Source organism: Caballeronia arvi, from assembly GCF_001544695.2.
GTDB lineage: Bacteria > Pseudomonadota > Gammaproteobacteria > Burkholderiales > Burkholderiaceae > Caballeronia > Caballeronia arvi.
Genome location: NZ_FCOM02000029.1, coordinates 57154 through 71841 on the forward strand (window position 1 = coordinate 57154; position 14688 = coordinate 71841).

Consider the following 14688-nt stretch of genomic DNA (forward strand, 5'->3'; position numbering starts at 1 on the left):
CGCGTCGGTCTATTGGCATTGCCCCTCCCCGGGGCGGGGGTAACTTTCTTTGCTGCTGCAAAGAAAGTCACCAAAGAAAGCAGCTTTCCCCAGCCTAAGCACTTCATACCGGCCGCGGCACAGGCGATCGACCTAATGGCCCCCAGAGTAGCGAGTGCCCTCGTAGGCCTAACCGGGCTTGGATCGCGCACGGTCTGACACATCGCACCGCATAACATGCTGGTCCAGCACCAGATAGCTCCGGCCCGCTTCGCGGCCGACCGGTCAATCGGGTTTGCGTGCGCTCTACTCACTGCACTTGTGATCAGTTGGTTTCCCTTGCATACCCGGCGGCAGCGCGTAGCGCTGTGCCGAAGCCATTTCGTGCTGAACCGGTGCCCTTTGCGTTATGGCTTATCAGACCGTGCGCGGTCCACGCCCGATGAGACCTGCGAGAACACTCGCTACTCCGGGTTCCATTCAGTCAATCGCCTGTGCCGCGGCCGGCGTGAAGTGCTTAGGCTGGGGAAAGCTGCTTTCTTTGGTGACTTTCTTTGCAGCAGCAAAGAAAGTTACCCCCGCCCCGGGGAGGGGCAACGCTAGTAGACCACCGCGAAAACAGGATTCCATATAAGCACACACGCACCGCAACGATGCACTCAAGGCCACATCTGCACCAAAACCCCGCCGCGCAGCGAACACAAAAAAACCAAAAACCACCACGAAACCCGCACGGCCAGTGCATTCCACCCCAACTGGCATACCCCTTGCAAAACGAACCGGGCAATTTGCTCAAACAAACCAAATCGGCAAGGGGAACCCAAAAAATGAAACGACGCAGTCTGCTGAAGTTCGGCTCCATGTCGAGCGCGCTGGCCCTCGCAGGCCAGCTTCCGATCACGAAAGCCCACGCCGCCGATACCGGTCCGATCAAGGTCGGCATCCTGCATTCGCTCTCAGGCACGATGGCGATCTCCGAGACCTCGCTGAAAGACACGGCGCTCATGACCATCGCCGATATCAACAAGAACGGCGGCGTGATGGGCCGCCAGATTCAACCCGTCGTCGTCGATCCGGCTTCAAACTGGCCGCTCTTCGCCGAGAAAGCCCGCCAGCTTCTCACGCAGGACAAGTGCGCAGTCGTGTTCGGCTGCTGGACGTCGGTGTCGCGCAAGTCGGTGCTGCCCGTCTTCGAAGAGCTCAACGGCCTACTCTTCTATCCCGTGCAATACGAAGGCGAAGAGATGTCGCGCAACGTGTTCTATACGGGCGCGGCGCCCAATCAGCAGGCGATTCCCGCCGTCGAATATCTGATGGGCGCGGAAGGCGGCAACGCCAAGCGCTTCTTCCTGCTCGGCACCGACTACGTGTATCCGCGCACGACCAACAAGATCCTGCGCGCGTTCCTCCATTCGAAGGGCGTCAAGGATGCAGATATTCAGGAGGTCTATACACCGTTCGGACACAGTGACTATCAGACCATCGTCGCGAACATCAAGACCTTTTCCCAAGGGGGAAAGACGACCGTCATCTCTACGATCAACGGCGATTCCAACGTACCGTTCTACAAGGAACTCGGCAACCAGGGCCTGAAAGCGACCGACGTACCCGTTGTCGCGTTCTCGGTCGGCGAGGAAGAACTGCGCGGCATCGATACGAAACCGCTTGTCGGGCACCTCGCCGCATGGAACTACTTCATGTCGGTGAAGAACACGAACAACTCCAAGTTCGAGAAGGAATTCTTCGCGTACGCGAAGGCGCAGAACCTGCCCGGCGGCGACAAGCGTGTCACCAACGATCCGATGGAAGCAACCTTCGTCGGCATCCACATGTGGAAGCAGGCCGTCGAAAAGGCGAAGAGCGCCGACGTCGACAAGGTGCGCACCGCGATGCTCGGCCAGACCTTCGCAGCGCCCTCGGGCTTCACGCTGACGATGGACGGCAACCATCATCTGCACAAGCCGGTGATGATCGGCGAGATTCGCGGCGACGGCCAGTTCAACGTCGTGTGGAAAACGAAGACCGCGATTCGCGCGCAGCCGTGGAGTCCGTATATCGCGGGCAATCAGGGCAAGCCGGATGTGGTCACTTCGATTCCCGCGTTTCTGCGCCGTCAGCGCGTGCGCGTGGCCTGACGCATCGATGCCCTGAAGTCATGGCCGCGCGCCGATCGATGACGCGCGGCCGTTCGAGTCATACAAGAAAGGCCACCATGACCGGTTCCTTCGTGCGCGTTCTGCTCGCGCTATGCATTGCGCTGATGTCGCTCGCGGCGCACGCGCTCACCCGCGACGATCTCGCCCCGCTCGCCGGCGATGATTTCGAAGCGAAGTCCGCAGCCATCGACAAGCTCATCGCCAATGCCGACGCATCTTCGATCGCCGTGCTCAATGCCTTGGCCGATGGCTCGCTCGTCGCAACCGACGATGGCCAAGTCACCATCCAAACCGATGAAGGCAACAAGGACCCGGTGACCGGCAAGACCGTCGAAGCGCCGGATGCGCAGCCGATCACCCTCTCCAACATCCTGCGCACGAAAGTGGCGGGTGCGTTGTCGGGCCTGCAACTCGCATCGACCGATATCGCGAAACGTCGCGAAGCGATCACGGCGCTGCTGAAGAACCCGGACGCATCGATGAAACCGATGATCGATCGCGCCCGCGCCATCGAACGCGATCCCGATTTGAAGAAGCGCCTGGACACGCTCTGGGCGATGACCGCGCTGCACGATCCCGACGTGAACAAGCGCCTCGAAGCCGCGCAACTGGTCGCCGCGCGGCATGATCTCGACATGTACGAACTGCTGCGCCCGATCGTCGCGAAGCATGCCGATGGCGCGTTCAACGAGCCCGACGCGCGCGTGCGCAGCGCGGCGCAGGAAGGCCTCTACGCGCTCGACTCGCTTCAGCGCCGCAGCGAAATCTTCGGGACGATCTTCGCGGGCCTGTCGCTCGGCAGCGTGCTGCTGCTCGCCGCGCTCGGCCTTGCGATCACGTACGGACTGATCGGCGTCATCAACATGGCGCACGGCGAGTTTCTGATGATCGGCGCCTATGCGACTTATGTCGTGCAGAACCTCGTGCAGCATTACGCGCCCGCCGCGTTCGACTGGTATCCGCTCTTCGCGGTGCCCGCCTCGTTCGTCGCGGCGGCGCTCGTCGGCATCGTGCTGGAGCGGCTCGTATTGAAGCATCTCTATGGAAGTCCGCTCGAAACGCTGCTGACGACCTTCGGCGTCAGCCTGATCCTCATTCAGGCGACGCGCACGCTCTTCGGCGCGCAGAACGTGCAGGTGACGAATCCTTCATGGATGAGCGGCGGCGTCGCGGTAATGCAGAACCTCATCCTGCCGTACAACCGTTTGACGATCCTCGCGTTCTCGCTTGCCGTCGTCGCGATCGCGTGGGGCGTGCTCACGAAGACGCGTCTCGGCCTCTTCGTGCGCGCGGTGACGCAGAATCGACGCATGGCCGCGTGCGTCGGCGTGAAGACGGCGCGCGTCGATTCGTACGCGTTCGCGTTCGGCGCGGGCATCGCGGGGCTGGGCGGCTGCGCGCTTTCGCAGATCGGCAATGTCGGGCCGGACCTCGGGCAGAGCTACATCATCGATTCGTTCATGGCGGTCGTGCTGGGCGGCGTCGGCCAGCTTGCGGGCACGGTAATCGGCGGCTTCGGGCTCGGGCTCGTCAGCAAGGCCGTCGAGCCGTTCTGGGGCGCGGTGCTCGCGAAGATCGCGGTGCTCGTGCTGATCGTGCTGTTCATCCAGAAGCGTCCGCAGGGCATGTTCGCCTTGAAGGGCCGCAGCGCGGAGGCCTGAGTCATGACCGCATCGACCAATTTCCCCGCGAATCTCGACGTCACGCCGCAACCCGATGCCAGCGCCGCGCGCGCCGGCTTCGCGCTCGGGCTTCCACCGCGCGCCGCGTTGCTGCCGCGCAATGGCTGGATCGCGCTGATCGCGCTCGTCATCGCGATGGGCGTCTTCGTGCCGATATCGGCGCTCGTGTTGCCCGAGACGAGCACGTTCCATCTGTCCGCGTACGCGATGACGCTCACCGCCAAGCTCATGTGCTACGCGATCGGCGCGCTCGCGCTCGATCTCGTGTGGGGTTACTGTGGCATCCTAAGTTTAGGTCACGCGCTTTTCTTCGCGCTCGGCGGCTATGCGATGGGCATGTACCTGATGCGTTCGATCGGCCGCGAGGGCGTGTACAAGAGCGATCTGCCCGACTTCATGGTGTTTCTCGACTGGCATGCGCTGCCGTGGTATTGGCAAGGCACGGAGCATCTCTGGTATGCGCTGCTGCTCGTCGTGCTCGTGCCTGGCGTGCTCGCGTGGGTGTTCGGCTTCTTCACGTTTCGCTCGCGCGTGAAGGGCGTGTATCTGTCGATCATCACGCAGGCGATGACCTTCGCCGCGATGCTGCTTTTCTATCGCAACGAAACCGGCTTCGGCGGCAACAACGGCTTCACGGATTTCAAGCGTATCGCGGGCTTTTCCGTCACGCATCCGGGCACGCGCACCGCCCTCTTCCTCATTACGTTCGCGGTGCTCGTGCTCGCGTTTCTCGCGGCGCGCGGGATCGTCACGTCGAAACTCGGGCGCGTCGTCACCGGCGTGCGCGATGGCGAGGCGCGGCTCATGTTCCTCGGCTACAGCCCGCTCGCGTACAAGCTCTTCATCTGGACGGTGTCGGCTGTGCTGTGCGGCATCGCAGGTGCGTTGTACGTGCCGCAGGTCGGCATCATCAATCCGGGCGAGATGTCGCCGGCGAACTCGATCGAAATGGCGATCTGGGTCGCTGTCGGCGGACGCGGCACGCTGATCGGGCCGATCCTCGGCGCGTTCGCCGTAAACGGCGCGAAGAGCTTTTTCACCGCGTATTTCGCGGAGTACTGGCTGTTCTTCCTCGGCCTCATCTTCACGCTGGTGCCCTTGCTTTTGCCGAACGGCATCATGGGACTCATCGATCTCGCGCGCCGCGGGAAGGCTTATGGAGACGCAGCGGAATGACTGCACACAACGCATTGATCGTCGATCTGCCGCCGCTTCCGCCTCTTGAAGAGCATCTCAATCTCAACGGCGTTGCGGGCCTGGGCCATGTGCTTGCGCCTGGCGAGATCGATGTATCGCACGGTGCGATTCTCTATCTCGAGGACGTGACCGTGAGCTTCGATGGCTTTCGCGCGTTGAACGCGCTCACGCTTTCCATCGACGTGGGCGAGCTGCGCTGCGTGATCGGCCCGAACGGCGCGGGCAAGACCACGATGATGGACGTCATCACCGGCAAGACGCGGCCCGATGCAGGCCGCGTGTTTCTCGGGCAGACGCTGGATCTCACGCGCATGTCGGAGCCGGTGATAGCGCGCACGGGCATCGGACGGAAGTTTCAGAAGCCGACGGTGTTCGAGAATCATCCGGTGTGGGAGAACCTCGAGCTCGCGATGAAGACCGACAAGCGCTGGTTTGCGTCGTTACGTGCACGGCTGGATGCGCAGGCGCAGGCGCGCATCGAGGAAACATTGGAGTTGATTCGCCTGCAGCATCAGGCGACGCGGCTTGCGGGGGAGTTGTCGCATGGACAGAAGCAGCGGCTGGAGATCGGCATGTTGTTGATGCAGCAACCTGCGTTGTTGTTGCTCGATGAGCCTGCTGCCGGTATGACGGATCACGAGACGATGGAACTCGCCGATCTTCTCAACAAGCTGCGCGGGTCGTGTTCGATGATGGTTGTGGAGCATGATATGGAGTTTGTTGCTGCTCTCGCCGGGGCTTCCGGGAAGGTTACCGTGATGGCCGAGGGTCGGGTGCTTGCTGAAGGCTCGCTTGATGAGGTCAAACGGGATGACGCTGTTATTGAGTCTTATCTGGGGCGGTGAGGTTTTTGGGCGTTCGCTTCGGCTTTCGTGGAATCCTGCTTTCGTATTGGTTTATTAGCACTGCCCCTCCCCGGGGCGGGGGTAACTTTCTTTGCTGCTGCAAAGAAAGTTACCAAAGAAAGCAGCTTTCCCCAGCCTAAGCACTTCACACCGGCCGCGGCACAGGCGATTGGCTGAATGGATCCCGGAGTAGCGAGTGTTCCCATTGTTGAGCCGGGCGTGGACCGCGCACGGTCTGCCGCCCGATAACGTTGAGCGTGCTGGTTCAGCACGAAATAGCTCCGGCACAGCGCTACGCGCTGCCGCGGGGTACACGAGGGAACCCAGCGGTGGGCGTAGCAATACCGGGCTCACGCAAACCCGATTGACCCGTCGGCCGCGAAGCGGGCCGGAGCTTTCAGGTGCTGAACCAGTGTGTTATGCGGTGCGATGTGTCAGACCGTGCGCGATCCAAGCCCGGTTGGGCCTACGAGGGCACTCGCTACTCTGGGGGCCATTAGGTCGATCGCCTGTGCCGCGGCCGGTGTGAAGCGCTCAGGCTGGGAAAAGCTGCTTTCTTTGGTGACTTTCTTTGCAGCAGCAAAGAAAGTTACCCCCGCCCCGGGGAGGGGCAACGCTAATAAACCAACACCAAATCAGGATTCCATAGAAACAAGCAAAGCAAAAACGGAAAGCAAATGCTAAACATAGAAAACCTGAACCAATACTACGGCGGCAGCCACATCCTCCGAGGAATAAACCTGACCATCCCCGAAGGGAAACTGACGGTCCTGCTAGGCCGCAACGGCGTAGGCAAGACGACACTCTTGCGCTGTCTGATGGGCGTAGTCCCAACAAAAACCGGCACAATCACCTGGCGCGGCAGCAAAATCTCCTCGCTCCCAACGCACGCCCGCGTCGCCAACGGCCTCGCCTACGTCCCACAAGGCCGCGATATCTTCCCTCGTCTCACCGTCGAAGAAAATCTGCTCGTAGGCGCAGCAAGCAAAACGGCACCAAAGAAAATCCCCGACCACATCTACGATCTCTTCCCCGTGTTGAAAGACATGAAACACCGAAGAGGCGGTGATCTCTCCGGCGGCCAGCAACAGCAACTCGCAATCGCCCGCGCGCTGATGAGCGAGCCGCAACTGCTGATCCTCGACGAACCCACGGAAGGCATCCAGCCATCCATCATCCGCGATATTGGTCGAACACTGAGGCAACTCGTCGACGAAATGGGCATGACGGTGCTGCTCGTCGAACAGTATTACGACTTCGCACGCGAGCTCGCGGACCACTATTGGGTGATGAGCCGCGGCGAAATCGTCGCGGGCGGCGCGGGATCGGACATGGACGCGCATGGAGTGCGCGAACTGATCGCCGTATGATGACGGCTTGCCATCGATCGCAATCCATTCATGCATCGTGAATCCCACACGGCGCTCGCCGACGCGGAAATCTGGCGCGGCTCGCTCGAACTCGGCTTTGCGCGCCAGCACGGCCGCACGGCCTGCGTTCATCGCAAGCACGAAGGGCCGCTGAGGTTGCAACGGCCGCTCTATCCCGAAGGCGATATCTGTCACTCGGTGATCGTGCATCCGCCGGGCGGTGTCGCGGGCGGCGACCGTCTGTCCATCGACATTCGCTTGCAGGAACACACGCACGCCGTCATCACGACGCCAGGCGCGACCAAGTGGTACAAGGCCAACGGCAGGCTCGCGACGCAGCGTATCGATATCGGCCTCGCACCGCACGCGAGGCTCGACTGGCTTCCGCAAAACAACATCGTGTTCGAAGCGTCGAACATCGAACTCGAATTCAATCTCACACTCGATGAAAGCGCCACCGCAATCGGCTGGGACGCGATGCTGCTCGGCCGCGCCGCAGCCGGCGAGAAATGGACGCAAGGACATATCAGGGCGACGTCGCGTATCGCACATCGTGATGGCCGCACGCTCTGGTTCGAACGCACCCTGCTCGATGCAGGCGATCCGCTGCGCGATGGCGCTCAAGGGCTCGCGGGCTATCCCGCCTACGGCACGCTCTGGGCGATCGGCCCCGCCTGCGACGATGCGCTCGCCGAAACCCTCACGGCCCGATTGCCATTCGACGATGCCTTACGCGCGGCTGCATCGTGCGTCGCCCCCGGCGTATTGATCGTGCGTGCAATCAGCCGTTCGATGGAGCCGCTGCAACGCGCCCTCACCGATTGCTGGACGTATCTGCGGCCAATCGTGCATCACGTCGACGCGCAGCCTTTGCGCCTGTGGACGACCTAATCACGCACCAATCTGACGCACGCATCTGCCCCGTCGTGGTGCGAGCACGAGCCGAAACGCATAGAAACAATCGTTGGCACGACTCTCGCTATATAGCGTGAGCCGATCAAAACAACGAACTCATGAAACTCACGCCTCGCGAAAAAGACAAGCTGCTGATCTTCACCGCAGCCTTGCTCGCCGAACGCCGCCGCGCGCGCGGCCTGAAGCTGAATCATCCGGAAGCGGTCGCATTCATTTCCGCTGCCTTGATGGAAGCGGCGCGCGACGGCAAGACCGTCGCCGAAGTCATGCACTACGGCACGACGCTCCTCACCCGCGACGACGTGATGGAAGGCGTGCCCGAGATGATTCCCGACATCCAGATAGAAGCGACCTTCCCCGACGGCACGAAGCTCGTCACGGTTCATCATCCGATCCCCTGAAAACATGATCCCCGGCGAATATTTCATCGATGACGGCGAGCACGAGCTCAACGCGGGCCGCGAAACCGTGACGGTCGTCGTCGCGAATCATGGCGATCGCCCCGTGCAGGTCGGCTCGCATTACCACTTCTACGAAGTCAACGCCGCGCTGAAGTTCGAGCGAGAGAAAGCGCGCGGCTTTCGCCTGAACATCGCGGCGGGCACGGCGGTGCGCTTCGAGCCGGGACAGGAACGCACGGTCGAGCTCGTCGCGCTCGCGGGCGATCGTCACGTGTACGGCTTCAACGCGCTCGTCATGGGCCCGCTTTAATTCGGAATCCAAAGGAAGACTATGACGCTACGCATCGGCCGCCGCGCTTATGCGGAAATGTTCGGCCCGACCACCGGCGACCGCGTGCGCCTCGCCGATACCGATCTCATCATCGAAGTGGAGCGCGACTTCACGACCTACGGCGAGGAAGTGAAGTTCGGCGGCGGCAAAGTGATTCGCGACGGCATGGGCCAGTCGCAACGCCCCGCCGCCGATGTGGTCGATACCGTCGTGACCAATGCGCTGATCCTCGATCACTGGGGCATCGTGAAAGCCGATATCGGCATCAAGGGTGGACGCATCTTCGCGGTCGGCAAGGCGGGCAATCCGGACATTCAGCCGAACGTGAACATCGCCATTGGCGCGGCGACGGAAGTGATCGCGGGCGAAGGGATGATCGTCACGGCGGGCGGCGTCGATACGCATATCCACTTCATCAGCCCGCAGCAGATCGACGAAGCGTTATCGAGCGGCGTCACGACGATGCTCGGCGGCGGCACCGGGCCCGCCACCGGCACGAACGCGACGACCTGCACGCCGGGTCCGTGGCACATGGAGCGCATGCTGCAAGCCGCCGATGGCTGGCCGATGAATCTCGGCTTTCTCGGCAAGGGCAACGCGAGCCTGCCCGCACCGCTGATCGAACAGGTGAAAGCGGGCGCGATCGGTCTGAAGCTGCACGAGGACTGGGGCACGACGCCCGCCGCGATCGACAACTGCCTCTGCGTCGCCGATGACACCGACACGCAAGTCGCCATCCACACCGATACGCTGAACGAAGCGGGCTTCGTGGAAACGACCATTGCCGCGTTCAAGGGCCGCACGATCCACACGTATCACACGGAAGGCGCGGGCGGCGGGCACGCGCCGGACATCATCAAAGTCGCGGGCGAACCGAACGTGCTGCCCTCTTCGACCAATCCGACGCGCCCCTACACCGTCAACACGCTCGACGAGCATCTCGACATGCTGATGGTGTGCCATCACCTCGATCCGTCGATTGCGGAAGATATCGCGTTTGCCGAATCGCGCATTCGCCGCGAGACCATCGCCGCCGAAGACATCCTTCACGATCTCGGCGCGCTGTCGATGTTGTCGTCCGATTCGCAGGCGATGGGCCGCGTCGGCGAAGTCATCATCCGCACGTGGCAGACAGCGCACAAGATGAAGGTGCAGCGCGGCGCGTTGCCCGAAGACAGCGCGCGCAACGACAACTTTCGCGCGAAGCGTTACGTGGCCAAATACACGATCAATCCGGCGATCACGCATGGCATCGCGCATGAAGTCGGATCGATAGAAGCCGGCAAATGGGCCGATCTCGTGTTCTGGGAGCCGGCGTTCTTCGGCGTGAAGCCATCGCTGATACTCAAGGGCGGCATGATCGCGCTCGCGCAGATGGGCGACCCGAACGCATCGATTCCGACGCCGCAGCCGGTGCATTATCGCGAGATGTTCGCGACGCGCGGCGGCGCGCTCGGCAAGACATCGCTCACGTTCGTATCGCAACTGGCGATGGACGCACGCATCGCGGACCGTTACGGCCTGCAGAAGCAGATCGTCGCGGTGAAGAACTGCCGTCATGTGACGAAAGCCGACATGATTCACAATGCATGGCAGCCGTCCATCAGCGTCGATCCGCAGACCTATCAGGTGATCGCCGATGGGCAATTGCTCACCTGCGAACCCGCCACCGTTCTGCCGATGGCGCAGCGCTATTTTCTGTTCTGATTCCCTCATGCGTACCATCGACAAACGTCTGACCGCAAAGCTCGCACCCGTGCTCGTCAAGCGCGCGCCCACCCTGACTCTGCCCTTCGATGCGCGCAGCAAGAGCCGGCTCGCCGCCACGCTCGATGACGGCGAAGACGTGGCGCTCGTGATGCCGCGCGGCACCGTGCTCGCCGACGGCGACATGCTCGTCGCGGATGACGGCGGTTTCGTTCGCGTGGTTGCGGCGGCGGAAGATGTGCTCGTCGTGCGCGCGCCGAGCGTGCGTCTGCTCACGCGCGCCGCCTATCATCTCGGCAATCGCCATACACCCGTCGAAGTCGGCGCGGACTATCTGAAGCTCGAAGCCGATCCGGTTCTCGAAGACATGCTGAAACGTCTGGGCGTGCTCGTCGCGCATGAATCGCAGCCGTTCCAGCCGGAAACCGGCGCGTACGGCGGCGGTCACAAGCACGGCCACGACGAAACCTTCAGCGAAGACCATGCGCTCGCGCAGAAGGTCTTCGATGAACATCACGGGCACGATCACTCATCGTGCGGACACGATCATCACCACCACGGCCATGCGCATCGCTGAGCTGACGGCGCTCCTGCATCTCGCGTCGCCGGCGCTGCCGATCGGCGCGTTCAGTTATTCGCAGGGGCTCGAAGCGGCCATCGAGCACGGCCTGATTCACGACGGCGACAGCGCGCGCGACTGGATCGCGAGCGGTTTGACGAACGTGCTCGCGCGCGGCGAACTGCCGTTCATCGCGCATCAGATGCAACGCTGGCATGCCCGCGACGAAGCCGCGTTGAAGGCCGCGAACGACGAATACATCGCGAGCCGCGAATCGGCGGAACTGCGACGCGAAACCGAACAGATGGGCTGGTCGCTCGCGCAGCTTTGCGCATCGCTCGAATGGGGCGATGAAGCCCGCCGCGCGACGCTCGCCGCGATCAGGCCGATCGCGCAGCCGACCGCCTTCGCATTCGCCGCGTTCGCGCACGATGCGTCGCCGAACGCGGCGCTCGCGGCCTACGCATTCAGCTGGGTCGAGAATCAGGCGGCCGCCGCGCTGAAGGCCGTGCCGCTCGGACAGCTCGCGGGGCAACGCATCATCGTCGCGTTGCGCGAGCCGATCGATGCCGCCGTGCGCCGCGCGCTCGATACATCGCCCGACGCCATCAACACGTTCGCGCCGCAACTCGGCATTCTGTCGGCGCGGCACGAATCGCAATATTCACGACTCTTTCGCTCCTGACTCGCACGATGAACGCTCCCGCCTATTCCGCCGCCGCCCGCCGAACCAAGAAACTGCCGCCGTTGCGTGTCGGCGTCGGCGGGCCGGTCGGCTCCGGCAAGACCACGCTGCTCGAAATGCTCTGCAAGGCGATGCGCGATCGATACGATCTCGTCGCCATCACCAACGATATCTACACGAAGGAAGATCAGCGCCTGCTCACGGTTGCGGGCGCGTTGCCGGCCGAGCGCATCATGGGCGTCGAGACGGGCGGCTGTCCGCATACGGCGATTCGCGAGGATGCATCGATCAATCTCGAAGCCGTCGATCGCATGGTGTCGAAGTTTCCGGATGCCGATATCGTGTTCATCGAATCCGGCGGCGATAACCTCGCGGCGACGTTCAGCCCCGAGTTGTCCGATCTGACCATCTACGTGATCGATGTCGCGGGCGGCGAGAAGATTCCGCGCAAGGGCGGGCCGGGCATCACGAAGTCGGATCTGCTCGTCATCAACAAGACGGATCTCGCGCCGCATGTGGGCGCGAATCTCGACATCATGGCAAGCGATGCAAAAAAGATGCGCGGCGAGCGGCCATTCGTGATGTGCAATCTGAAGGCGCTCGACGGCCTCGATGAAGTCATCGGCTTCATCGAGAAGAAAGGGCTGCTGCTCGCCTGAGACGTATCGTAAAAGCTGCTACGACAGCGCGATCGAGTTCGATATGGAGATCGCGTTCTCGCCCATCTGCACGAAATCGCGCTTCATCTCGACGTGCCATTGCAGAAAGTTGCGGCTGTTGGATTCGCCGGGCAGCATCCAGTCGTGCAGCTCGATCACGATGAGCGGGAATGTGTTCAGCGCTTCGCAATGGCGCGAGAACAGATCGGACTCCGCGCCTTCGATATCGATCTTCAGGATGAACGGCGTCACGCCGGACGGGATCAACTCTTCGAGCGTGAGCGCGTCGACGGCATAACCCTTGTCGACGGGCTGCTCGGCCGTCCGGAACGCCCACTCGCCGCCGCCGGGATCGTTGAGATAGAGCGTGCCGTGCTTCGCTGCGATCGCGGCATTCAACGGCGTGATCAGCGGGAACGGCGCGGCATTGCGCTTGAGAAGCGCGAAGTTCGCTACGTCCGGCTCGATGGCGACGATCTTCGCCTTCGGATAGGTAAGCGCGTACCATACGGCGGACGCGCCGATATTGGCGCCCGCGTCGATGATCAGCGGATTTTCGCAAGCGTCGTAGAACGCCGCAATTTCCTTCGCGCGCCAAAGCGAATCGGTGGCGTAGGAGCGGAGAAAGAAGATCTGCTTGCAGACGCCGCGATCGGCGACGCAGGGCCGGTATTCGAAGCGGCGGTTACCCGGCAGCACGAGACCGTGCATGCCCCATCGGGCGCCGCCCCACGCATCGGTCGGTTCGTTGGATGGCTTCAGCAGGCGAAAAAGCCGGGGCGGAATTACATCTTTGACGAACTGCTTGATGAGATCTTGCATGCGAGTCCTCAATGTCAAACTGAAAACGCATTCGCAGGCATCCGGCCAATTGTCTGCGTGGCCGGCTCGGGGCGATCAGTATCCCTCTTACGTCCAAGACGTTCAACCCTCGTTACCCTTCGACATATAGGGCGGCAACGTTCGAGACACTATTTTCTGTCAGACGAAACCGTTCCGCACGGTCGTACATTCTGAATAGCGCGGTGGAGAATCGATACTGACCAAACCGGAAGCGAGACTTCGTTTTTTACACTAGAAGCGTTAATAGTATTTTGATTGCGCTGCGTTTAATGGCGTTGCCTTTCCCGAAACCCTCATCTATTTATCTCTATGGACTATTGGCTCTTCCGCGTCATCTTCGGCTCCCACTTTGTATTGGATAAGTTCGCTGCCTGAGCCAACGAGCTTACGAGCTTCGCATCTCTTCCTATCAAGAACCGTTGACACATCTCCGCCGCAGCGAGATTTACCTGCCTAATTTGCCCCTCATCCGCTTGCATATGTCTGAGTTTCCCGGTGTTGCTATACATTAATAACGCACATGATGCCGTTAGCGGAAAAGTAACCAACGCGTCAGCGTTTCCGAATCCGAGACCCCAGAAGTTTCCCTCGCGAGGCTCCAAGGTCGTTAGCAGCACGGGAGCGTCTGTTGTGATGAAGGATTTTCGCTCATTGGGCCGATGTACAACAACCCATTCGCGTCCAGCAAATATCGGAGCCATCTTTAAACCCATAAGAATTGCTCCACCTACGGCCCAGCTGTGGCTCGCTTTGATGGTCACGCCGTCACGAGCCATCTTCACCATCAGTTCCGCCTCGCTGGTAATCTGCTCATCGGACTTCCCTACGTATTTGGGATCCTCCCGTAACGACTTCCACACCTCGTCGACTGAATTGAAGTTTGCCTTCACGAAGTCCATTCCAAGTTCCGCTATCAGTCCTTTCACGGATTCGACTGTATCCGGCGTGCGCGCGACACATAATGCCAGGAAGATAGAGAAATCGGATCGCTCCTCTGGATCGAGCGACTTTTTGGCTTCCAACTTGTCGATGATGGGCTTGGCTCTCGACTCATAGTGCGAAAGAATAAATTCTATGTCGTATCGCCTCCGCCCATCACTGTCCGTTACTGTATAGAAATGTCCAATTACCGCTGAATTTATCGGTTGCTGCAAGCGAACCGCGTTTGCTTCTCGATCGTAGACCGCAACCAATCCATTTTTTGAAAATTTTTCGAGATAAAAACGAGGCAGAAAGTGTTGACGCTTCGGACCTGATAGTACTGCTCTCTGCGTCAGCACATTCGGTAACGGGATTTCGCTTTTGGCCATACTCAAGATCCAAGCAACTACGCCTAATTATTGCGCACTACTCCATACC

General features: G+C 61.2%; 14 protein-coding genes. 12 read left to right on the forward strand and 2 right to left on the reverse strand.

Going from position 1 to position 14688, the window contains the following annotated elements:
- The first annotated feature begins 806 nt into the window (after positions 1–806).
- From urtA to ureG, 12 genes are all read left to right on the forward strand, one after another.
- Complete coding sequence (urtA, locus tag AWB74_RS26530) at positions 807–2114, forward strand: urea ABC transporter substrate-binding protein (protein ID WP_061149642.1); 1308 nt, start codon at positions 807–809, stop codon at positions 2112–2114.
- A 77-nt stretch (positions 2115–2191) separates the two neighbouring features.
- On the forward strand, positions 2192–3796 hold the full coding sequence (urtB, locus tag AWB74_RS26535; protein WP_061149674.1) for an urea ABC transporter permease subunit UrtB: 1605 nt from the start codon (positions 2192–2194) through the stop codon (positions 3794–3796).
- 3 nt (positions 3797–3799) lie between these two features.
- The gene (gene urtC / locus AWB74_RS26540) at positions 3800–4993 is read left to right on the forward strand and encodes an urea ABC transporter permease subunit UrtC (RefSeq protein ID WP_061149643.1); all 1194 of its coding nucleotides are present in this window, start codon (positions 3800–3802) and stop codon (positions 4991–4993) included.
- Positions 4990–5859 carry an urea ABC transporter ATP-binding protein UrtD gene (gene urtD / locus AWB74_RS26545; protein WP_061149644.1) on the forward strand — a complete coding sequence of 290 codons (870 nt, stop codon included), beginning with the start codon at positions 4990–4992 and terminating at the stop codon, positions 5857–5859. The genes urtC and urtD overlap by 4 nt, the downstream gene beginning before the upstream one ends.
- A gap of 677 nt (positions 5860–6536) precedes the next feature.
- On the forward strand, positions 6537–7229 hold the full coding sequence (gene urtE / locus AWB74_RS26550; protein WP_061149645.1) for an urea ABC transporter ATP-binding subunit UrtE: 693 nt from the start codon (positions 6537–6539) through the stop codon (positions 7227–7229).
- 30 nt (positions 7230–7259) lie between these two features.
- Positions 7260–8120, forward strand: a complete 861-nt coding sequence (locus tag AWB74_RS26555) for an urease accessory protein UreD (protein ID WP_061149646.1) — start codon at positions 7260–7262, stop codon at positions 8118–8120.
- A gap of 122 nt (positions 8121–8242) precedes the next feature.
- Complete coding sequence (locus tag AWB74_RS26560; protein ID WP_008342482.1) at positions 8243–8545, forward strand: urease subunit gamma; 303 nt, start codon at positions 8243–8245, stop codon at positions 8543–8545.
- 4 nt (positions 8546–8549) lie between these two features.
- Complete coding sequence (locus AWB74_RS26565) at positions 8550–8855, forward strand: urease subunit beta (RefSeq protein WP_014192077.1); 306 nt, start codon at positions 8550–8552, stop codon at positions 8853–8855.
- A gap of 21 nt (positions 8856–8876) precedes the next feature.
- Positions 8877–10583, forward strand: a complete 1707-nt coding sequence (gene ureC / locus AWB74_RS26570) for an urease subunit alpha (RefSeq protein ID WP_061149647.1) — start codon at positions 8877–8879, stop codon at positions 10581–10583.
- A 7-nt stretch (positions 10584–10590) separates the two neighbouring features.
- Complete coding sequence (gene ureE, locus AWB74_RS26575; protein WP_061149648.1) at positions 10591–11160, forward strand: urease accessory protein UreE; 570 nt, start codon at positions 10591–10593, stop codon at positions 11158–11160.
- Positions 11147–11827, forward strand: a complete 681-nt coding sequence (locus tag AWB74_RS26580) for an urease accessory protein UreF (protein ID WP_061149649.1) — start codon at positions 11147–11149, stop codon at positions 11825–11827. Before ureE ends, AWB74_RS26580 begins: the two co-directional genes overlap by 14 nt.
- 8 nt (positions 11828–11835) lie before the next feature.
- Complete coding sequence (ureG, locus tag AWB74_RS26585; RefSeq protein WP_061149650.1) at positions 11836–12486, forward strand: urease accessory protein UreG; 651 nt, start codon at positions 11836–11838, stop codon at positions 12484–12486.
- A gap of 18 nt (positions 12487–12504) precedes the next feature.
- Here the strand turns inward: ureG and AWB74_RS26590 are convergent, their stop codons facing one another.
- Together AWB74_RS26590 and AWB74_RS26595 are read right to left on the reverse strand one after the other, a co-directional pair.
- The gene (locus AWB74_RS26590; RefSeq protein ID WP_061149651.1) at positions 12505–13308 is read right to left on the reverse strand and encodes an FkbM family methyltransferase; all 804 of its coding nucleotides are present in this window, start codon (positions 13306–13308) and stop codon (positions 12505–12507) included.
- A 335-nt stretch (positions 13309–13643) separates the two neighbouring features.
- Positions 13644–14639 carry a DUF4238 domain-containing protein gene (locus AWB74_RS26595; RefSeq protein WP_087039208.1) on the reverse strand — a complete coding sequence of 332 codons (996 nt, stop codon included), beginning with the start codon at positions 14637–14639 and terminating at the stop codon, positions 13644–13646.
- Positions 14640–14688: the final 49 nt, after the last annotated feature.